The 21,741-nt window shown below is 54.3% G+C and carries 18 protein-coding genes; 2 read left to right on the forward strand and 16 right to left on the reverse strand.

Annotated elements, in window-relative coordinates:
* Window positions 1-12 precede the first annotated feature (12 nt).
* From fliJ to DFR30_RS10540, 16 genes are all read right to left on the reverse strand, one after another.
* Window positions 13-453 carry a flagellar export protein FliJ gene (gene fliJ, locus DFR30_RS10465; protein WP_132972996.1) on the reverse strand — a complete coding sequence of 147 codons (441 nt, stop codon included), beginning with the start codon at window positions 451-453 and terminating at the stop codon, window positions 13-15.
* Window positions 454-473: 20 nt separating this feature from the next.
* Window positions 474-1,877, reverse strand: coding sequence for a flagellar protein export ATPase FliI (fliI, locus tag DFR30_RS10470; RefSeq protein ID WP_132972998.1), 1,404 nt, complete (start codon window positions 1,875-1,877; stop codon window positions 474-476).
* A complete protein-coding gene (locus tag DFR30_RS10475; RefSeq protein ID WP_132973000.1) occupies window positions 1,877-2,506 on the reverse strand; it encodes a FliH/SctL family protein in 630 nt (209 codons plus the stop codon). The genes fliI and DFR30_RS10475 overlap by 1 nt, the downstream gene beginning before the upstream one ends.
* Entirely contained in the window at window positions 2,499-3,509 is a 1,011-nt protein-coding gene (gene fliG / locus DFR30_RS10480) for a flagellar motor switch protein FliG (protein ID WP_132973002.1), read from the reverse strand. Before fliG ends, DFR30_RS10475 begins: the two co-directional genes overlap by 8 nt.
* Window positions 3,502-5,151, reverse strand: a complete 1,650-nt coding sequence (gene fliF, locus DFR30_RS10485; RefSeq protein WP_132973004.1) for a flagellar basal-body MS-ring/collar protein FliF — start codon at window positions 5,149-5,151, stop codon at window positions 3,502-3,504. The genes fliG and fliF overlap by 8 nt, the downstream gene beginning before the upstream one ends.
* An 18-nt stretch (window positions 5,152-5,169) precedes the next feature.
* Window positions 5,170-5,499, reverse strand: coding sequence for a flagellar hook-basal body complex protein FliE (gene fliE / locus DFR30_RS10490; RefSeq protein WP_132973006.1), 330 nt, complete (start codon window positions 5,497-5,499; stop codon window positions 5,170-5,172).
* An 11-nt stretch (window positions 5,500-5,510) separates the two neighbouring features.
* Window positions 5,511-6,860: a sigma-54-dependent transcriptional regulator gene (locus DFR30_RS10495; protein ID WP_132973008.1), complete on the reverse strand. Its 1,350-nt coding sequence runs from the start codon at window positions 6,858-6,860 to the stop codon at window positions 5,511-5,513.
* Window positions 6,860-7,795: a sensor histidine kinase gene (locus tag DFR30_RS10500; protein WP_132973010.1), complete on the reverse strand. Its 936-nt coding sequence runs from the start codon at window positions 7,793-7,795 to the stop codon at window positions 6,860-6,862. Before DFR30_RS10500 ends, DFR30_RS10495 begins: the two co-directional genes overlap by 1 nt.
* 126 nt (window positions 7,796-7,921) lie before the next feature.
* A complete protein-coding gene (locus DFR30_RS10505) occupies window positions 7,922-9,367 on the reverse strand; it encodes a sigma-54 dependent transcriptional regulator (protein WP_132974455.1) in 1,446 nt (481 codons plus the stop codon).
* Between the two features lie 266 nt (window positions 9,368-9,633).
* Complete coding sequence (fliT, locus tag DFR30_RS10510) at window positions 9,634-9,951, reverse strand: flagellar protein FliT (protein WP_132973012.1); 318 nt, start codon at window positions 9,949-9,951, stop codon at window positions 9,634-9,636.
* Window positions 9,952-9,976: 25 nt separating this feature from the next.
* Complete coding sequence (fliS, locus tag DFR30_RS10515; protein WP_132973014.1) at window positions 9,977-10,396, reverse strand: flagellar export chaperone FliS; 420 nt, start codon at window positions 10,394-10,396, stop codon at window positions 9,977-9,979.
* A gap of 52 nt (window positions 10,397-10,448) precedes the next feature.
* Window positions 10,449-11,780 carry a flagellar filament capping protein FliD gene (gene fliD, locus DFR30_RS10520; protein WP_132973016.1) on the reverse strand — a complete coding sequence of 444 codons (1,332 nt, stop codon included), beginning with the start codon at window positions 11,778-11,780 and terminating at the stop codon, window positions 10,449-10,451.
* Window positions 11,781-11,840: 60 nt separating this feature from the next.
* Window positions 11,841-12,257, reverse strand: coding sequence for a flagellar protein FlaG (locus tag DFR30_RS10525; protein WP_132973018.1), 417 nt, complete (start codon window positions 12,255-12,257; stop codon window positions 11,841-11,843).
* 79 nt (window positions 12,258-12,336) lie between these two features.
* Window positions 12,337-13,182, reverse strand: coding sequence for a flagellin N-terminal helical domain-containing protein (locus DFR30_RS10530; RefSeq protein WP_132973020.1), 846 nt, complete (start codon window positions 13,180-13,182; stop codon window positions 12,337-12,339).
* Between the two features lie 172 nt (window positions 13,183-13,354).
* Complete coding sequence (locus tag DFR30_RS10535; RefSeq protein ID WP_132973022.1) at window positions 13,355-18,877, reverse strand: sulfotransferase; 5,523 nt, start codon at window positions 18,875-18,877, stop codon at window positions 13,355-13,357.
* A gap of 69 nt (window positions 18,878-18,946) precedes the next feature.
* Window positions 18,947-19,897, reverse strand: coding sequence for a tetratricopeptide repeat protein (locus DFR30_RS10540; RefSeq protein ID WP_132973024.1), 951 nt, complete (start codon window positions 19,895-19,897; stop codon window positions 18,947-18,949).
* Between the two features lie 356 nt (window positions 19,898-20,253).
* Here DFR30_RS10540 and DFR30_RS10545 point away from each other — a divergent pair, with 356 nt between their 5' ends.
* The gene (locus DFR30_RS10545; protein ID WP_132973026.1) at window positions 20,254-20,967 is read left to right on the forward strand and encodes a hypothetical protein; all 714 of its coding nucleotides are present in this window, start codon (window positions 20,254-20,256) and stop codon (window positions 20,965-20,967) included.
* Window positions 20,967-21,713 carry a 4'-phosphopantetheinyl transferase family protein gene (locus tag DFR30_RS10550; RefSeq protein ID WP_132973028.1) on the forward strand — a complete coding sequence of 249 codons (747 nt, stop codon included), beginning with the start codon at window positions 20,967-20,969 and terminating at the stop codon, window positions 21,711-21,713. Before DFR30_RS10545 ends, DFR30_RS10550 begins: the two co-directional genes overlap by 1 nt.
* The last annotated feature ends 28 nt before the right edge of the window (window positions 21,714-21,741 follow it).

Here is a 21,741-nt window from a genome sequence, read left to right on the forward strand (position 1 = left end):
CCAGTTTCCCGGTTACCGCGATTTATTCATTGGCCGCTGGGCGCGTTCGTCCTGTTCCTGTTGTTCCAGACGGTCACTGTTTTTCTGTTCCTCGCTGCGATATCGCTCGATCACCTTGTCGATGGCCTGATGGCGACTGCGTGTTTCCACCCACTGTTGTCGAGTCAGTTCATGCTGACTGGTGCACTGGACAATAATGGCTTCCTGCTGATGAATCGCCTCGTTGAGGCGAGACAGGAATACCCGGTAATCCTGCAACCGGTTGGCATTAAGTCCCTGCCCGCCGGATGTCTGGAAAGACTGGCTGTACTGGTTCCGATAGGCGCACAGCTCTTCCAGCCTGGCGCGCTGGGCATCGAGAAACTGCTGACTCTGTCCCAGTTTCTGTACAGCGGCCTGCTCGCGTGATTCCGCGACTCGCTGTACAGGTTTCATGCGTTTTGATCGACTCATGGCGTGCAACGTCTTTTTCCTCAGTGTATCGGGTTGTCGGCAGCAGCCGCTTGAGCGTTAACATGGGTGGCGGCCTCAGCGGGTGGCGAACCAAGTGCCGTGGCCAGGCCGGCCAGACTGTCGTTCCAGGCCACCCGCTCGTGCATGTGCTGCTGCAGGAATTGTGAAAGTTGTGGATACATGGCGATGGCCTCATCCACTTTCGGGTCACTGCCGGACTGGTAGGCGCCAACATTGATAAGGTCACGGTTCTGCCGGTACATGGCAAATACCTGTTTGAAACGGCGTGCAGCCAGATCATGCTCCGGCGCCACGATGTCGATCATGACACGACTTATCGATGCCTCGATGTCAATTGCCGGGTAGTGACCGGCTTCCGCCAGCTCGCGCGACAACACCACATGTCCATCGAGAATCGCACGCGCAGCATCGGCAATCGGATCATTCTGATCATCACCTTCCGCAAGCACAGTATAAAAGGCGGTAATGGAACCGCCGTGGTCACCGGTACCGGCACGTTCAACCAGTTGCGGCAGTTTGGCAAATACGGAAGGCGGATAGCCCTTGGTCGCTGGCGGCTCGCCAATGGCGAGAGCAATTTCACGCTGTGCCTGTGCAAAGCGTGTCAGCGAATCCATGAGCAACAGCACCTGCTTGCCCTGGTCGCGAAAATGTTCGGCAATACTGGTTGCCATCATGGCGCCGTGCATGCGCATCAGCGGTGTGGTGTCGGCAGGCGTGGCAACGACAACAGCACGCGACAAGCCCTCATCACCCAGAATATTCTGGACAAATTCCTTCACCTCGCGGCCGCGCTCACCAATCAGTCCAACCACAATGACATCGGCATTGGTATAACGCGTCATCATACCGAGCAACACACTCTTGCCAACACCGGAACCGGCAAACAGTCCCATGCGTTGACCGCGGCCCACGCTCAATAATGCGTTGATAGCGGCTACACCGACATCCAGTGGCTCACGAATCGGTGCACGGGAAAGCGGGTTTATCGGTCGCCCGGTGAGTGGCGCATGCGCTTCATTGTGCAGCGGACCCTTGGCATCCAGCGGGTGGCCGGCGCCGTCGATCACACGGCCGAGCAATTGCTTGCCAACCGGCACTTCACAGACACCGGGCGTCGGGATCACTTTTGCATCCGGCCCCAGTCCCCGCAATTCACCAATCGGCATCAGGTAGATTTTATCGTCGTGGAAACCGACAACTTCGGCCTCGATGGGTTCGCCGTGTGAGGATTCAATCATGCAACGCCCACCAATTGCAGCCTGACAGCCGACAGCCTCGAGCGTTAGTCCGACCATGCGCGTCAGTTTTCCCGAGACCACCAGCGTCTGTGATTGACCCGCCCTTTCAAGGTAGGGTTGCAGACGTTTTTGCCAGATCTCACTACGCTTGGTTTGGGACATCAGGTTTCCGTTTCATCTTCGTCACTGCTGCGCAGACCGCCCAGCGTGTTGGCAATAATGGCATTGAGTCGTGATTCGACGGTGGCATCGATTTGCGAACTCTCGGTCAACACACGGCACCCACCCCGTGTCTGCACCGGATCCTCGACCACCTCGATACTGGCTTCGCCCTGTGTTAGCGACAATGCCTCGCGCACCAGAACGGCATCTTCCGGGTGTAGTGACAGACGCACATTGCGCGCCGCCAGCGGCAAGGCTGCCAGGGCATCGCGAACCACACCGATCACCTGTTCCGGCTCGGACCTGAGTTCACGCCGGATCAATTGCCGTGCAACAATCATGGCAAGTTGTGACAGTTGCTGTTCAACTGCCTCGTCCAGCGCCTCTAGCGGCTGGTCAAGTGACATCATCAACTGTTCCAGGCGTTGTATACGTTCGACAAATTCAGCCGTACCGGCCTCACGTCCTTCCTTCAAACCCTGTTCGTATCCCTCGTGACGCGCCTGCTCCTGGATTTCTTCAAGCTGACGGGCTGTCATGGGGCGTTGTGCTTCACCGGCTGCGCCGACTTCAGGCACGTGCCATGATTCGCAATCTCTCAGATCGTCTGCACGAATGACCCTAGACAAACTGCTCTGCTCCCTTGCCACCCAGCGCAAGTTCGCCGGACTCGGACATGCGACGGGCTATCGCGAGAATTTCCTTTTGCGCGCCTTCTACTTCACTCAGACGCACCGGACCCTTGTTTTCGAGATCGTCGCGCATCATTTCTGCTGCACGCTTGGACATGTTGGCAAAAATCTTTTCCTTCATGGCCTCATCGGCACCCTTGAGCGCCAGTATTAACGTATCGGAAGATACTTCACGCAACAGGGCCTGGATACCACGATCATCCACATCGACCAGGTTGTCGAAGACAAACATCAGATCCTGTATCTGTTGACCCAGCTCTGCATCGACGTCCTTGATAGCCTCCATAATCTCACCTTCGATGGAACTGTCCACAAAGTTGAGAATGTCTGCTGCGGACTTGACACCACCCACGCTGGATGACTGTACATTCTGGTTACCGGAAAACTGGTTCTCGAGAATTTCATCGAGTTCCTGCAGTGCGCTTGGCTGGATACCATCCAGTGTGGCGATGCGCAGCAGGACATCGTGTCGGGTACGTTCCGGGAAGAACTTTATGACTTCGGCTGCATGGTCATTGTCAAGATAGGACAAAACAATGGCCTGTATCTGTGGATGCTCAAGCCGTATCAGCTCGGCGACAGCACGTGCATCCATCCACTTCAGCGCCTCCAGACCCTTGTTGCTGCTACCCAGCAGGATGCGATCCATCAGCCCCTTGGCCTTGTCCTCGCCCAATGCATCAACCATTACCGTACGAATATAGTCCTCTGCACCAACACCCAGTGCAGTTTGTTCCTGAACCGTTTCGGTGAAATTTTCAAGAACACCGGTCACCTGGTCACGCGGAACATTGGTCATGGCAGCCATGGCTGCACCGACTTTCTGTACTTCCTTGGGACCCATGTGCTTCAGCACCTGGGCGGCACTTTCCTCACCCAACGTCAGCAATAACACGGCCGCGCGTTCGGTACCGTTCATTTTTGTGGCGGCCTCAGCCATCTTCGCCTACCCAGTTCTTGACAACCTGCGCGACGCGCTTCGGGTCATCGTTGACGACACTTTTTGCTGTTTCCAGGCTTTGCTCATAACTGTTTCCCTGCGGTGCAGCGAGTTGCGGGGAGCCACCGGTCAGGCTGAGTTGATCCTGCCCGCCCACACCACCTTCACCACCTGCCGCTGCAGCAGCCAGCGCGGCCTGGTGTTGTGCGGCCTGTTCACCTTTTTCTGCCAGACTGCGCATGACGGGTTTGAGTACGCCGAAGACAACAACCAAAAGTCCCAGTGCACCGGCTGCCTGTTTGGCGACATCCCAGATCCAGGGTTGCTCCATGAGTGATAACTCTGGAACCGGCTCGGGTTCCGGGGGTGTCACAAACGATGCGTTGATAATATTTACTGTATCGCCTCGCTGTGCATTAAAGCCTACTGACTCCTTGACCAGATTCGAGAAGCGGCTTATTTCGTCATCACTCCAGGGTTTGCTGACCAGTTCGTCATTCTCATCGAGTTCCTGCTTGTTATCGATAACAACGGCAATTGACAACTTGCGAATGCCTCCCGTCGCCAGCCTGGTATGGCTAATAGTCTTGTCGAGCTCGTAATTTCGCACACTGCGCTTGCTGCGATTACCGCTTGCACTACTTGTTTCCGCATCGTCAGCTGATACATTCGGGTCGACCAGCGTTGGTTGTTCCGCCGGCTGGTTCGACAAGGCGCCCGGTATACCGCCGCCTGCACCGGCACTTCTTGCATTGGAAATATCTTCACTCACCTGCTCACTGCGGAGCGCTGGAAGATCCGGGTTATAACTTTCCTGGGTACGCTCTGTCACAGTGAAATCAAGGTCAGCATTGACTGTGGCACGAACACGCCCGGGACCAACAACAGGCTCCAGCAAATCGCGAATCCGCTGCGTGTAGGTTGTTTCCAGTTTGCGATTATAGGAAAACTGGCTGGAACTGGGCGCCATGCTGTTATTGGCCGATCCGTTACTCAGCAGATTGCCCTTCTGATCAACGATAGTGACTTTTTCGGCTTCCAGGTGCGGCACACTGGATGACACCAGGTGCACAATAGCCGCGACCTGTTCTTCATCCAGCGAACGGCCTGAGTACATGTCCACCATAACGGATGCAGTAGGCTTGGCACGGTCACGTAAGAAAACGGAGCGCTTGGGAATGGCAAGGTGCACCCTTGCAGACTCTATGTTTCGCAGCGTGCTGATAGTGCGACCAAGCTCACCTTCCAGCGCGCGCTGGTAACGCGCGGTTTCGATAAACTGACTGGTACCAAACCCCTGATCCTTCTGAAGCATTTCAAATCCCATGGCGCTGCCTTCCGGCAAGCCTTCCCTGGCAAGCTCCATACGCGCATCACGCACCCGGTTACTGGCGACCATTACAGCGCCCGTAGTCTGGTCGACTTCAAATGCAATACCTGTTTTTTTCAGTGCATCGACAACCTCTCCGGCATCCTTGTTGCCAAGCCCTGCGTAGAGCACCGTGTAATTAGGCTCCTGCGACCAGAGCACTACGGCCACACCCAGTGCCACGCTGGCCGCCAGCCCGATCATCAGACCGATCTGACGCAGTGCGGGCAAACCCTGAAATCCCTGGACAGTTTCCTGTTTAACCATTGCCATAACCGTTACCTGCCTTTATTAAACCTGCATGCTCATGATTTCCTGGTAAGCGGATACCAGCCGGTTACGTACCTCGGTCATAGCCTGGAAAGCCACACCGGCTTTCTGCAGTGCAACCATGACCTCGGTTACATCTACATTGGGATCACCCGCACTGAATGCGGAAGATAATTTCCCCGCAGTCTGCTGGATATTGTTTACTTCATCGACAGACTGTTTCAGAAGCGAGGCAAAATTTTCACCACTGGCCGACTGGGTCTGACCCAGTTCTGCCGGAGTACTTTGTGCAGCGGCTGTTAAACGCCGCATTTCTGCCAGAACCTGATCGACGTTACTGATAGTACTCATATCAAATCCTCCTAGGCCGGAACGGCTATGCCCTGCTCACGCATGCGGGCAAGCTTGTATCGCAGAGTGCGCGGGCTGATACCGAGTCGCTCTGCAGCTGCCTTGCGACTACCCCGATCACGGTTGAGTGCATCCAGAATCAGCTCAAATTCTTTCGACTTCAGGTCATCTCCCAGGCCTTCGCCACCGGCTTTCATGGCCGGTGCATCGGCTGACGGCACTTTCTCTGCCAGGTTGGCTGTATCGACTTCGAAACACAGACCATCGACTTCAATCTGGTCACCACCGAGCAGAATAAGCGCTCGCTGGATGACGTTATCCAGTTCACGAACATTGCCGGGCCAGGGATGTGTCAATAGCGCTTGCTGGGCATCCTTCGAAAGGTGCGGCACACAATGCCCTTCAGGACAATATTTCTGAATCAGCCGGTTGGCGAGTGGCAGTATGTCGGCCTTGCGCTCCCGCAGCGGCGTTATATGCAAGGGAAAAACGTTGAGCCGATAGAAAAGATCTTCACGGAAACGACCAGCGGCAACTTCCTCGCGCATACTCCTGTTGGTCGTTGCAAGCACCCGAACATCCAGGGAGATAATTTCACGCCCACCCAGTCGTTCTACTTCCCGCTCCTGCAGCACGCGTAACAACTTGGCCTGAAGCCCAAGATCCATTTCTGAAATCTCATCGAGTAAAAGGGTTCCACCCTGCGCCTGCTCGAATTTACCGGCACGCGTCTGGTAAGCGCCGGTGAAGGCACCTTTCTCATAACCAAACAGGGAAGCTTCGAGCATATTCTCCGGAATCGCTGCGCAGTTAATGGCAACAAACGGGCCACTGGTGCGTGATGAATGTTCGTGAATCATGCGCGCAAAAACTTCCTTGCCAGCGCCCGACTCACCGCTGATCATGACTGTCGCATCGGTTGTAGCAACACGCCTGGCCAGTGCGGCGATCTTGCGTGTAACCGGGTCCTCCGCCACTACACCGGGAGCGCTGTCATTTTCAGGCAGGTAGCGCCTGATCATTTCCACCAGCACTTCCGCATCAAAAGGTTTGACCAGGTAATCTGCTGCACCTGCCCGCATGGACTGTACGGCTTTTTCAATCGTTCCGTAGGCTGTCATCAATACAACCGGCAACTCGGGAACGACTGATTTCAGCCTGTTAAGCAGCGTATGTCCGTCAATGCCATCCATCTGCACATCACTGACGACCAGTTGCAGTTCATGTTCTTTGGCAAGCGACAATGCCTGCTCTCCATTTTCCGCAGACATGACAGAAAACCCTGCCAGTTCGACTGTCGCGCAAAGTGCATCTCTCAGCGCGGAATCATCTTCAACGATCAGAACTACCGGTTGACTCATTACTCACACCTCGAACAGGCAGTACCTGCCTTTTTCTGCTTCTTCATCATTGCACTGGGAAGCTGTTGCTCATGCTGCTGTACCGGCAGACAAACCACAAAACGTGCACCGTTCGTATATGAAGGATCAAGTTCTACTGTGCCGTGGTGTGCTGTTATCACGGCACGCACCACGGCAAGGCCAAGCCCGGTACCATTGGCACGGGTTGTAAAAAAGGGATCGAATATCTGTGCCTGCAGGGACTCGGCAACGCCCGGACCGTTGTCTTCCAGTACCAGCCTCAGCTCTGACGGGTTTGCCTCGACGGTCCAGTCCAGTTGCACACCATCACCTGCTGCATGGAGTGCATTACTGGCGAGGTTGGAAAACACGCTGGCCAATACCTCACGCTGACCACAGGTCGGTGGTATTTCGCCATTTGAGTTGACTGTCCAGACAGCCTTCTGTGTTTCAAGCTGTGGAAGCAGGAACTGGCGTACCTGCTCGAGCACATCGGGAAGAAATATACTTTCCTCATCGCAGGACCGGTTGTCCCGTGCGAACACCAGCATGTCATTAACCATATGATCGAGGTGCCGCAGACCGGTGAGCAAGCGCTCAACAAAGCAGTTGTGCTGTTGGCGGGGCAGTTCGGCACTGTTGAGCTGCGAGGCATATAACAGTGCGGTGGACAAGGGAGTGCGAATCTGGTGAGCCAGGCGGGCTGTCATCTGGCCCATGCTGGACAGGCGACGGGAATGCGCCACTTCATCCTGCAGCATGCGCATCTCGTCGAGCAAACGGCTACGCTCTGTTCGTGCAACGCCCAGCTCTTGCGTCAGGGAAGTCACTTGCTGCTGCAGTGCCTGGTAGGAGCCGGTGAGTTGCTCCGATACCTGGTTAAACAGGGCAAAAGCATCCTGAAGTTGCTGATTGCTTGCGGCCGACTGGCTCATGATTGGACCTGCTCCTGTGCTTCGTTAGGCGGGGCTCTGGCGCCCACCAGCTACAAAGCAAGGAGTATGCCCAAATTGTAAACAGCTTTTATTACAGGATGTTACGGATGCTGCTAGAACGCGACGTCAAACTCCCGGCGCGCTATCAGAGCGTTGAAGTCCATATTTTCGGAGTTTTTCCACCAGCGTGGTACGACGCATCCCGAGTCGCTTGGCCGCCTGCGCTACCACGCCGTTGGCGTCATCAAGCGCCTGTTTGATGAAACCAACTTCAAGGTTACTCAGGTGCTCCTTGAGATCGAGGCCATTGCGCGGCAAGCGCGGCTCGACATCATCCATATAGCTGACCGGCTGTGCATGCGCGGCAAGCAATTCTTCGTCGAACTGGGTCCTTTCACCACCCAGACCATCGACCTGGAATTTTTCCGGTAAATCGCCCACATCAACCACACCGAACGGATAAAGAATGGCAAGACGCTCAACCATGTTGGCCAGCTCACGGACATTACCGGGCCAGTTGTACTGGCACAGGGCCAGAATGGCGCTCTGCGTCAACCTCACGGAACCACGTTTCTCGTGCTCGATGCGACGAATAAGTTCATTCACCAGCAGCGGTATATCTTCAACACGGTCACGTAATGGCGGCATTTCGATAGGAAAAACGTTCAGGCGGTAGAATAAATCTTCGCGGAATGAACCATCCGTGATGGCTTTTTCAAGATCCCGGTGTGTTGCCGCAATAATGCGTACGTCCGCCTCGATACTCTTGTTACTGCCAACACGTTCGAAAGTGCGCTCCTGCAGGACACGCAACAACTTGACCTGCATATTGAGCGTCATGTCACCGATTTCATCGAGAAACAGCGTGCCACTCTCGGCCAGCTCAAAGCGACCCTGGCGTGTACTGATGGCACCGGTGAAAGCGCCCTTCTCATGGCCAAACAATTCTGACTCAAGCAGATCGCCCGGAATTGCACCGCAGTTAACCGGCACAAAAGCATTCTCTCGACGAGTCGAGTAGTAGTGCAGGTTACGCGCAACCACTTCCTTACCTGTACCGGATTCACCCAGGATCAGTACATTGGCATCGGATTTGGCGACCTGCTGGATCATTCGCCGCACCATCTGGACCGAACGACTGGTTCCTACAAGACTGCGGAACAGGTCAACCGGGCGCTGGTGCCCACCGTCGGCCTGGGTTTCACGGTACACCTCGGCCTGATGCAGCGCGCTGGTTAGCTGGGTGTAATGAACCGGTAATTCAACACGCCCCAGGATGCAGGAACTGGGCTCAATCGCAACAGTAGGTTCGCGGTTCTTTTCGGTGAGCAGAAAAATGGGCAGGTGTTCGTCAAAATCGTGGATTTCTTTCAGCAGCTTTTGCAGTGCTTTGTCGCTTTTACAGCTCCCAACGAGCACCGCCAGTATATCCTGGCTATCCTCGATCTTGCTCTTCCAGGCGCCACAATCAGTCGCCAGATCCGGCTCGTAGTTAATAAACCGTAAAACAGATTCCAGCTCGCGCGCGCGATCTGAATCGGCTTCGATAATGAGTACTCTGGGTTCGCTGATTGACACCTGTATTCCCCCTCAACCGGGTCACTTCCAGATCCGGATGGTGTTATAAATTGTTGGATAACACTGAATACTTAAAGTTAAGCACTCTACAGCACAAATGTCAAAATTTTGTCGTAAATACACCCCTGGACAGAAATGTCCACCAAGCTATTGTATTAAATAATGAAATCGTAGATTTTCTGTAGAGGCCCGATTATTTCTGGCTCAAGCCACCCCTGGCAGACAGATTTCTCTGCTCGCCGGATTACAAAAACCGGAAACTAGCGAGTATGGCTCAGGTAGGCGCTGGTCGCCGCGCGACCGCGATTGTGGCTATGAATTTCGGTTCCCAGCTGTGTCTGGCATTGCTTGCCCAGCGTGGTCACTTGCTGATTCAGGCTGAGAATTTCGCGGATGACTACAGCCACCTCGGCAGCGTCCTGCTGTTTGGCAGGTTTCTGGAAACACTCCAACACAATTTGCTTGCGCTGTACTTCGAGTACGGCAATTTTTTCCCATTCCAGCTCTTCAGCCAGTTCGAGCATTTCCCTGCTTAGCCGGACGATTTCATCAAGCTGTTCACGACGTGCGCTATCCATAATGTCGGGGTATCCTGTTTTCCTGTCAGGCGGCCGGGGTGTGTTGTGCGGCCGGGTGATTGGCAATGGCGTCCCAGGCTTCCTTCACCTCACGCAACAGGTCGGAGACCTCGTCGAGCAGGGCAGGATCATTCTCCCGGTTAGCCTCTATCAGGCGGCGTTCCATATAGACATAGAGATCTTCAAGGTTTCGTGCAATATCTCCACCCTTTTCGTGGTCCAGACTGGTTTTCAGTCCTTCGAGGATGGATATTGCAGACCCTACCTGTTCACCCTTGGCGCGTATTTCACCGCGTTCCATAAACCCCTTGGCCGCCGCAATCTTGCCCAGCGCGCCCTCCATGAGCATTTGTATCAGGCGATGGGGACTGGCTGATTCAATTGCCGTCTCCACTGCATTCTGACTGTATTGATTCAGGGCATTTCGCGCACTTCCAAAACTCATTTTTATTCCCTCTCTGCACCTGCATCATGCAGGCTGATCTGTCTGACTGGTTTTACCCCAGCGATGGCAAGGCCGCCAGTTGCTGGGTCAGAAACGCACTTGTTCCGTTTAGCTGTCCCATCAATGAGTCCAGCGTATTAAACTGGCTCAGCAATCTCTGTTCACGAATTTCCAGGCGATATTCCATATCCAGAATACGCTGTTCGGTAGTATCTATCCGGGTGTTTATCCCGTCCTCGCGCACATTGATCAGCCCATCCGCCTGGACAAAATTATCGATCAGGCTGTCGATCCGGAACAGGTAACCCTGGTTATCATTGGCAAACATTTCTGCCATGCCGGAGAAGTCTGAATTAATGGCTGTCTCAAGTGCCGCTGCATCCAGCGACAATGTGCCATTCCTCTGAAAAGACACGCCAACTTCCGACAGGTAGGAGTAGCTACCGGTCAGACCGGATGGTGGCGTATTGAAAACCGCACGGATCTGGTTCTCGATACTGCGCAAGGTATTGTCTGCCTCGAGGTCATTACCTTCACCCGAGAGGCTGTCAAACAGTGTATTGAGTTCATTAAAGGAATCGACGAAAGACTGTACGGATTCCTGCACCGACTCGACATCACGACTGACTGTCAGTTGGTCTGCACTGGTAGTTTCGGACAAAAGTGTCAGCGTTATACCGGAGATGGCATCGTTAATGATGTTACTGGAACGCGTCACAGTGTACAGGCCGTCTATCAGCATCTCTGAGTCCAGCTGTGCCGGGTCGTTGATATCGGTCAGTCCGAGCGCTGTACCCACACTCCCTGTTGAACTGATATTGAGGACATTGGCATTACCGGTTTCGGTAGAGGTCAGCACCAACCGGTTACTACTGGCATTCTCGCTGATAATACTGGCTGATACGCCGGTATTGTCTGTTGCATCATTGATGGCATCACGAATACCCGACAGGGTCAGGCCGCCGACATCAACCGTGAAGGCATTCCCGTTGATAGTAAACGTCATCTGGTCGCCGGCGCCACCAAGCGTCGTTGTATCGGTATCAGCAATGGCGACAGATCCCATTTTATGGGATTCCGCAAGACTGACAACCTGAACGCTGTTAAAACCGATAGCAGCAGTACTGTCTGCTGTCGCGGTGAACGCAGCCTCGTTCGAGGACTCCGCCTTGTAAATTTCAAATGAATCGAGTGTTTTGAGATTTTCGAATGCTGACTGAAAGGTTGTCAACGAACTCTTGAGTTTACCGAACGCACTGAGCTGCGCCTCAAGCCCCTGTTTGTCGCTTTCCATGCGACGGAGCGGAAGACGCTCGATCGACATAAGCTGATCAACAATGGACGAAACATCAAGTCCGGAACCCACGCCAGGGGCGGTAATCATTACACAACCTCGCTCTGTAATTCAGTAGCCTGACAGCTACAAAGCAAAAGCGATGCCAGCTCAGGCCTGTTCACGAAGAATCAGGCTCTCCGGTGAATCGAGATTCTTTGCGATGCGCAAAGTTTCTTCTGACGGAATCTGGCGAATCACTTCTTGTGTTTCAGAATCAACAACTTTCACGACCACCCGGTCACTTTCCTTGTCAATACTGAATTGCAGATCCCTCTGGAAGTTCTGTACAAAATCGCTAATACGGCTGACAGCAGATTCCACGCTGGCCTCATCGACTTCCTGTTTATTCTGTGCAGGCGGCAAATCTTCACCACCTGCGGCCTTTTCATTCCGCCCGGTCTTTAATTCGGTCATTGCATTCACGGCTGCAGATTTTTCCGGTCGGAAAACCTGAACCGGGTTCTGTGCACTCTGCTGTGGCACAACTCCCTGTGTCAGCGCTGATGAAATGTTATCACTGGACATAAGTCACCTGCTCTTTAAAACTGGAAAGGCGGGGCATCCCTGCTCCACCCTCCCTGGTTCTTCTATACCACTACAAGACTTACTGCAGCAGTGACAACGCGGTCTGCGGCAGAGCGTTTGCCTGGGACAGCATGGCTACACCGGCCTGCTGCAGGATCTGCGCTCGTGTCAGATTCGCGGTTTCCATCGCAAAATCGGTGTCCTGGATGCGGCTACGTGCAGCAGACAGATTCTCCGAGTAGTTGGTCAGGTTAACCACGACAGATTCGAAACGGTTCTGCACCGCACCGAAAGTGGCGCGCTGGCCTGACACGAAGTCAAGGCCAGTCGTTGCACTGTCAAGACCTGCGATAGCGCCTGATGCAGCAGCTGCAGAGCTGACGTCGACTGTGCCGGTTGCGGTCAGGTCGGTGTCGTAGGAAGTCAGTGCCGTCAGATCCAGACCGGTAACGGTGATCTGCTGGTCAGCATTGCCATCCTGGCCAATCTGGAATACCAGGCTACCGCCTGTGCCATCGAGCAGTTTCTTGCCGTTGAACTCGGTAGTATCAACGATACGGGAAATTTCCTGGGTCAGCTGATCCACCTCGGCCTGCAGACCGGAACGGTCTTCAACGGTTGCATTGGAAGACTGAACCGCAATTTCACGAATACGCTGCATTGCGCTCTGGACCTGGTCCATGGCGCCTTCACCGGTCTGGGCGAGGGAGATGCCGTCCTGGGCATTACGAACTGCCTGATTCAGGCCACGGATATCGGCCGTCATTTTCTGGATACTGAACAGGCCAGCCGCGTCATCCTTTGCGCTGTTGACACGCATGCCGGAAGAAAGGCGCTGCAGTGATGTCTGCAAAGAACCCTGTGAGCTGCTCAGATTACGTTGTGCGTTAAGCGAAGCAATATTGGTGTTGATTGTTAATGCCATGATAGACACTCCTGCAAATTATGAAGGTGCAAGACCGGTCTGGAATCACCGGATCAGTACATCCTGATTATCACTAGCGGATATACCAGCAAATTTGGTATTCACCGCTTCCAGTGATGTTAGCGTTCGGGGGGAAGCAAACTTTAGTGCAATGCGTTATTTTTATGACTTTTTATTTTGTTGCATAAACAGCATGTTGCAGGCTTGCCGCCCGGTGCCGGGGGTGTTCCCGGCTGTGATCGGATGTCGACAGATTGAGTGCTGACATCCACGCATCCAGCTGCAGTTTCAGCATCGCGTTCCTGTTTACCCAGTCACGCAACTGGTCACCCTCACGGGCCATCGCATCAAATTCATGAATCCGCTCCCTGATTGCATTTATCCATGCTCGCGGCTGGTTGGGAACCCGGCAGACAGGCACGCCCTGGTAAGGATGAATATCTGTTGCAATGACCGGCCAACCCAGTACGCCATACTCCAGTACACGAAGATTACTCTTGGATTCATTAAAACGATTGTGTTCGAGCGGCGCGATGGCGAGATCCAGGTCGAGGCTGGCAAGTTTCCCGGGGTAGGCCTCAAAATTCACAGCATCATGTATTTCCCTGACCCAGGGGCGCAACACAGCCGGGCACATACCGAAAAATACCCACTCAACCTCATCGGCAAGTTCTCTTACGACCGTCTCCAGCAACTCGAGGTCACCCTGGTGTTGTTGAGCACCTGCCCACCCCACCCGCGGCTTGCGACCGGTATGTCGTTGTGACTCCAGTCGACCCCAGATATTCTCATCGAGTGCATTTGGAATGATACAAATATCATCAACCATACCTTTCAGTGCCTGCGCCAAAGGCTCCGTTGTTACCACCAGCCGATCGGCAAGAGACAGGCACTTCCTTACTCGCCGCTTCATGTCCTTGTACACCGTTTTGGAAAACGGGTTTTTCGGGGGCAGGGCCGTCATCAGGTCATCCTGTCCGAAGACTATGAACGCATCATTGACACGCTTGTATTTTTCCATCGCCTCGATGTAATCATCATGCAGGGCGTTATGCATCAACAACGTGTCCGGTTGCAAACGCTCCAGGTCGACTACACCGGGCAAACAAATCTTGTCTTTGCCCGCCAGAGCGGTGTGCATGCGTTGAACCATTCCCTTGTCCTGCAAGGCATCCAGGGGTTGCGTAACACGGTATTGCCATGACCCGTATGAACCAACGCCAAAACTCAGCACCCGCGGCAAAGTGTCCAGCACGGGATTCCATGCGGACGGTGTTGCAGACTCCAGACCGTAATCCCCGCGAGAGAGACTGAGGTGCCGGTTAAATGCGGGTTCTCGTGCAAACCGGTCCAGCCAGCGTTCCTGCAACAAGTCAATTTCACGATTAACCTGTGCTTCACTTTCAGGCTTTCCATCGATGGCGGAAATAGCGCCCAGGTACATCAGTGTGACATGGGGAGTCCATATCACCTGAAAACCATCCGTCCTGATGCGTTCACAAAAATCGATGCTACGGTAAAGATCGACAGCGAGCGATTTGTCAAAGCCACCGGCCTTGTTGAATAATTCCTTGCTGACCAGCATGCACAATGCCGATACGGCACCGCTCTCCTGTACCAGTTGGGCACGTCCCATATAGCCTGCCGATCCCATGTGCTGACCTGAAAGTATGCCTGCCCCTGCCCCGCGACCACCGATGCCCGGTATTACGCCGGCGTCCAGCAATGCCTTGTTCCGGTTTACGATGCGCGCACCGACCACGCCCACATGCTTGCGTTGCGCGGCTGCAACCAGCCGGGACAGCCATTCTTCCTGCAGAACCAGTATATTTTCATTCAGCCACAACAAAAACTCCCCTTCACAATCACCGGCCAGTTGATTAAGCCGGGAAGGCAAAGGTTTGTTTGCACAACGCTCCAGGTGGAGGGCCGGATTTTCTTTCTGAATCTCTTTAAGACGATCGATAACTGCAGATGGCACGTCGGGACCGGCCAATACACGGATTTCAAAATCAGGGTAGACGGTTTTGTCCAGGATGCTGTGCACCGCATTTCCAACACCACCACCCGATTCGTTCGCTAGGACGAGAAGACTGACTTTTGGTTTGTCATCTGAAATATAAGACAGCATAAATGAGCCAGGCACGAGCGCGTCTTCGATCACTGCCTGCTCACCACAGCGCTCAAGGTGTGCCTGCAAGGCATTGCGGCGCTGTTCAACAGCTTCCTTGCAACAGTTGTCGTGCTCGCCGCTGCGGTGAAAACGCTGCTCATCCAGGTGACCGATCCCTTCCCGGCCAAAATGGTCAAACACACGCAACAGCAGATCGAATACCTGTACCCCGCCGACTACAGCGACGGACCCTGCCCTGAACAGGCAGGCATTACCGATATAATCCGCACCACGCAGCATATCCAGGTTGAAATCCGGCTTGAAGCGTGGATCGCCAAGTTCGCCACTTGCGGAGACGCAATCGTCATCGCAATAGAGCACCTGCCACCCCGGGTGGCGTTCGAGCGCTGCGCAGGCATCACTTAAAAACAACGCATCGAGGCGCTCGCCGGCCTCCATAAAAACAACATACGAGTTTTCCTGCACGCCAGCCAGCACGGACTCGACACCTTCATCCAGGCCGCACCCGGCAGTTGCCTGAATCCAGGTCAGTTGCGGATGCTCATCAAACAGTGGATCCGGGCAAGCCTCATTGGCTATCACGGCCAGCTTCCAGTTCGGATAGGCCTGTTCTGCAACAGCGTCGAGCGTGTCCGCCACGGCGCTGCCTGCCGTGCCAGGCGAACGGACAATTATCTGTACTGTCGGCCCATCCAGGCAGCGCACGGGATCGAGGTTCTCAAGACGCCTGTTAAACCATTTTTCATAGTGATAATGCCACCCCCATTGCAGGTGAACACGGTCTTCCTCGACACGCGAAACATCTGTATTACCCGTTAACGAATCCTCGCTAACCAGATACAGCCCGGTAAAATCCGGTAATGCCAGCAACTTGTGCTGTTCACCCAGGCGTATCCAGAAATCCTGGTCGCCAAGCGCAAGCAGCGATTCATCAAACCGTCCGACAGTATCGTGTACGCTGCGCCGCCACATCGGGTGAGGCCCGACCATACTTCGGTCCAGTAACTCCTCGTAGCGGTACTCCGGCCAGATATACATGCTGTACAGTTCAGCGTTATCGAAATTCCGGTGCAGTTGTTTGGTCAGGAAACTGTTGCCATAGACCAGTGCAACGTCAGGCTGGTCATCCAGGCTACGCGCGAGAATCTCGCAAGCGTCTTCACGTAGCCGATCATTGGTACTGCAGCTGATCAGGTAGTCCCCGCTCGCCATCTCGACAGCCAGGTTCCAGGCCGCATATATACCAATACGCTCCGGTGTACGGTGATAACGGATATTGGAGTGATGTTTGCAGAATTCCTCGACAACGGCGCGCTCATTCTGGGGGGATGCGGCATCGATCACCAGGATTTCTATATCATCCGCGATTGTCTGATTGACGAGATCCTGCAGACACTCCCCGATAAACTCCCCGGAGGCATAAGTGGACACTATTGCGGTTATTTTTGGATTACTGCGGGCAACAGCTTCGCTTCCCCCCGGACCGGGCAAGCGGACTGTTTCGCTGTTTCGGGCCACAAAATAAAGGGCGCAGTCCGATAGCACGGTGTACCTGAAACCACCCAGACCTGCTTCGATACTCTGTTCATACATATGCATGAAAGGAAGTCGCGGGAATGCCTCTACAAAATCCGCGCCAAATGCCACGGAGTTTTCCGTACTGTAGTTAGGCTTGTGCCACCAGTGGTAAGCCCCAGGGTTATCTATACGCTTTACCGTGACACCTTTTTGCAACATCAGACACGGGAACCAGTAATCCCACCAGGGCATGCCCAGCATAAAACCATTGTCCGGTATGTCACGAAGTACATCACGATCCATGAAGAACAGATCAAAGCCCCGGTTATAATAACGACCTGCCTCATCCTCGATATGATCGACATCAATTCTCGAACCGTACAGAAGGCCTCCTGGCGCCTCCCTGTGCAAAACCCGGTTCAGCGTCTCGCCGGCACGCAGGATGATATCCGAATTAATGACACCAACAATTTCCCGTCCACTCTGACGCAAGGCCGAAAACATGTCATTGATGTAGACATAGGGTTTGCCCAGACGTTTGCGCCCGTCACGTCTCGCACGAATAAAATTAACGCCGGGAAAATCTGCTTCAAGCCGGTCAATTTCTTCCTGGACATTGAGCGACATGACTTCAAATCCATGGTCAAGCCAGGATTGAATTGCGCGCTGCTGCACATCGATACGTGTCGGAGCGATGCTGGTTATTACTGCGATGGGTCCGGCGGCGGGCTCTACGATTTCCGGCCCACTGGCGTCCCTCTCCTGAATACTGGCGGATCCGGTTTCCGGCACGTCATCCGCATCGGGCAAGACCTGGATCTCATCACGCAGAGCCAGCACCTCAGCGTCATCGGGCGAGTCATGCAGATAGGCGGACAGCAGTCCCAAGGCATCGTTTTTCATACCAAGCGCAGTGAATATATGCCCTGCCGTCAACACAAGATCCCGGTCACGTGGCTGCCTGGAGAGTCCTTCCGTTAATGCAATTACCGCCTGCTCGGCATCTTTCCGGTGCCAGTAAAGAACGGCCATATTGTTGTATGCCAGCACAAAGTCATCGCATAAGGCCAGGGCTTTTCTGAAGTTATCAAGTGCTCCTTCCGTATCACCTCCCTGGAATAATGCTTCACCCTCCGCGTTGACTTTATCGGCCGCGATCCATTCGGAATTTTCCTGTGTCGTCTGCAAGGCACCCCGGATTTCCCCGGCGTCATAGCCAAGACCATCCATCACCTCCGGCCCCAGGGTCTCCAGGTAGTCCAGCGTATACTGCATGCGAGATTTATCCTGGAGGTTGTGAACCCATGCATCGCGATAGTCTTCAACGGCCTTTCCGTGCTCGTGTATTCGCGTCTGATCACCGTGATGGCCGTTGAAGGACGCCGTGTGACTATAATCAAGCACATTCTCCTCGAAAGTCAGCCCCAGCTGATCGCACAGGACATCAATCGTCTGTTTTGGGTCACTGACAAGATCTTCGTAATGCACCACGATGGCATTGTCGCCAAAGTCACGGAGTGCATCGGCGAGAAACACTGCCCCGGCGGTCAGGTCCCTGCAATTACTCGTCCCATTGAGTTTTTCCGGATCATTGTCGAACCAGGTTTGCAGGGTCGATGAAAGAACGGCGGCAGGATTTCGTAACAGGAAGACAAATTTTGCCTTTGGAAAGCAGGCGCGCAATTCCGGGATAATCTGGTAGTAGCGTGGTGTTTTATCCAGAAAAATCGTTTTGCCCGACTGCGCAAGCGCTGCACCGTACAGGCGGGCAGCATAGGCACGCACCGCATCGAGATGGACCTGGCTGCCGTCGTCCAGCTCGGCAAGAAAATCCTCCAGACCCTGTCGCGCCAGGTCTGCATCGTATTCAGCGCTGACACCTGTCTTGCGCAGGGTATAAAGCGGGTTCAGCATCAGCCAGGGTTCTGCAAGGGTATGTATCTGCGAGTGCCCTCCCAGGATCCGTTGCAACAACGTTGACCCGGAGCGTGGCAGTGACAGGAGGAAAATCAGGTTTGAACCCTGATCATCAAAGCGGGGCATGGCGTTTTCCTTGCGAGGCGGACATATGCCCCATATAAAGCAAGAACCGTTCCGATCGGATTTGGCGGTTCAACCCACCGCGTGTCTCGTCAGCGCAAGCAATGCGGTCATCTCCTTATTGCCAGGATTTATCGCAAGATACTGATTACATAGTATTTCTGCGTCATCCCGATGCCCGGTCTCCAGTAAAATACGCGCGCTGTTCTCCAGTAGATCGAGGTGACGGGAATCCAGCACAAGACCCTGTGAAAGCAAGTCCAGTGCAGCCGCCAAATCCCCACGCTGCCAACAGACTACGGCAAGATTGTTATATGCATCAGGAGCACACGCATCCAGGCGCAGGGCCTCGCGGAAACTGGCCTCTGCACCAGCAAGATCACCCTTGGCGAAATACTGCTCACCTTGTGCGATCAATTGCGCTGGATCCGGGCATGCCAGCAGGGGTAACTCCAGCGCTTTATAAAGACTGTCAGGGAGGGAATCATCGGCTATCTGCCCCACAACAATAAACCGTGAGCAATCTGCATCGGAAACCGGGATATCGCTCTCCTCATTCACGACAAATTTTGCATCCGGGAAAATCCTGTACAGGCACTCGACCTCGCCGGGCGCAAGCTTTGCACACTGTAATAACCTGCTGCGCCCGCTTTCGACCAACTGTTTCCGCCAGGCCGCGTAAAAGGCGGCTCGTGCCGCACCCTGCGCGACAGGATCATTCTGCGCATTCATCAGCAGGCCCGTCCACACACTCCTTTCTACCGGCAGGGACGATGAAACAAGCAGGTCAGGATGTGGTTGCAAGGCATCCTGTAATACACCCTGCAGAACTGCGGGCAAAATAATCAGGCCATCACCGCGCCGGTCCAGGCGACGGGGCACAAAGTCCATGGACAGGCTGGCCGGGACTTCCATGACAGCCCGGGCACCAGGCAACAGGTTCTGCCAGGCAAGATCCCGCAATGCAACGGCATTTTTCGCATCATAAATCGGTCGTCCCCGGGATATTGGGGTAGTCCTCACCCACTCTCGACAGCTGGGCCGGGTTGTGATCTGCCACGCCCCCCACTTCGCATCCACTCGCCCGAGCAAAGTTTCGCACCAGTTTCGGGCCCCAGTACCCACAACCAATCACCCCGACCCGGACAGGATTCTGTGGGGACTCCTGTGGATAACGTGGTGGCGCTGGCGGGAAATTAACCAGGGGTGACATCCGATTCGCGGCAGATTTTGGCATGAGCTTCCTTCCGATCTGGGTTTCTACCCGGAAAAAAGCAATTTATGTACCATAATCGTTTTGAAAACCTCGTCGACATTGCGCAAAATGCCCGACTTCGAGCATGCTCCCGCTGGAGGCTCAGAACTGAACCGGGAAATCTATGTCATTTACACCTGCTTTCATGACCTCGCGTGGCCGTTTTTATTGCCGGGCAGGTCACATCACAATTACCCATGCACTGATTCTGCTACTCCTGGCCGGCTGCGCCCGTCACCCGGTACTCGAACCTCTCGGCGAACCGAAACTCACAGCAGCACGCACATGGGCATGGGAATGCGAAAGCAATTTCGCTTTTGTGGCGCGCGAGGAAGGCAACGCCATGTGGCTGTTTCTGCCAGACCACGCTGTGCAGCTCAGACGGGTGGATGACAACTCCGGCCCACGCTACCAAAGCAAGGAAATCCTGTTCCGGCACAAAAATGGCCAGGCCCGGCTCGAACTTGCGGGCACCCGCTACGAACATTGCCGGAACAATCCACTACGCGCGGCGCGTGAGCACGCCAGGCTAAACGGTATCGATTTCCGCGCCACAGGAAATGCGCCCGACTGGATCCTGGAGATCAAACTTGATGGCGATATGCAACTGGTGACAGGTCCGGACAAGACTGCATACCACTTTGTCACGCCCGAGCCACTCGTCATTGAAAGTGAACACAAGACACTGTATTCAGCCCGCAACAAGCACCACCAGGTGGTCGTGGAACTCACCGGAACACCCTGCCATGATGCAACTATCGGAGAGATGTACGAAGTCTCGGTAAACATCAGCCTGGATGACCGCAAACTGAAAGGCTGTGGCGGCGCACTGCATTGATGAATCCACCCGCCAAACAAAATACGGACATTCTCTCCAGCGAAGCGCATGTCTGGCTGGTTACGCCGGAGTCAATATCTGACTCCGCCATCCTGCAATACTGCCATGAAATTCTGGACCCGGATGAGCGCAGCAAAGTCGACCGGTTTTTACATCCCCGCGACAGCCACAGTTACCTGGTATCGCATGCCATGGTGCGCAGTGTTCTGTCACGCTATGCCGCCATTGCACCTTCCGACTGGCGCTTCAGTCATGGGAAGCACGGTCGTCCGGAAATCGCTTGTGAAAACCAGGCGCGACTTCGTTTCAATCTCACCCATACCAATGGACTCGCTGCCTGTATTGTCACAAACAATGATAAATGCGGCATTGATGCCGAACGCCTGAAAGACCGGACAAATCCCCTCGGTGTGGCAAAGCGCATGTTCTCCTCACACGAACATGAACAATTGCAGAAATATGAAGGGACCGCTTTCCTGAAATATTTCTACGAGCGCTGGACCCTGCGCGAAGCTTATGTCAAGGCACTTGGTATTGGCATCAGCTTCCCGACCCGCCAGCTACGCTTTAATGTAGTCAAGGAGAAGATCGACATAACTTTTGATGATGCAATTGATGACAGTGAGGACAACTGGGAATTCCGGCTGATCCAGCCTGATACGGAACACATCGTGGCACTGGCGCTACACCGTTGTGCAGGAGCAAGAAAGCGCATTTGTGTTAAGCCGTTTGATTTCAGGCCCTGAAACCAGGCATTGCGTAGCCGATGAAAAC

Origin of the sequence: Thiogranum longum, from assembly GCF_004339085.1 — a bacterium.
Lineage (GTDB): Bacteria > Pseudomonadota > Gammaproteobacteria > DSM-19610 > DSM-19610 > Thiogranum > Thiogranum longum.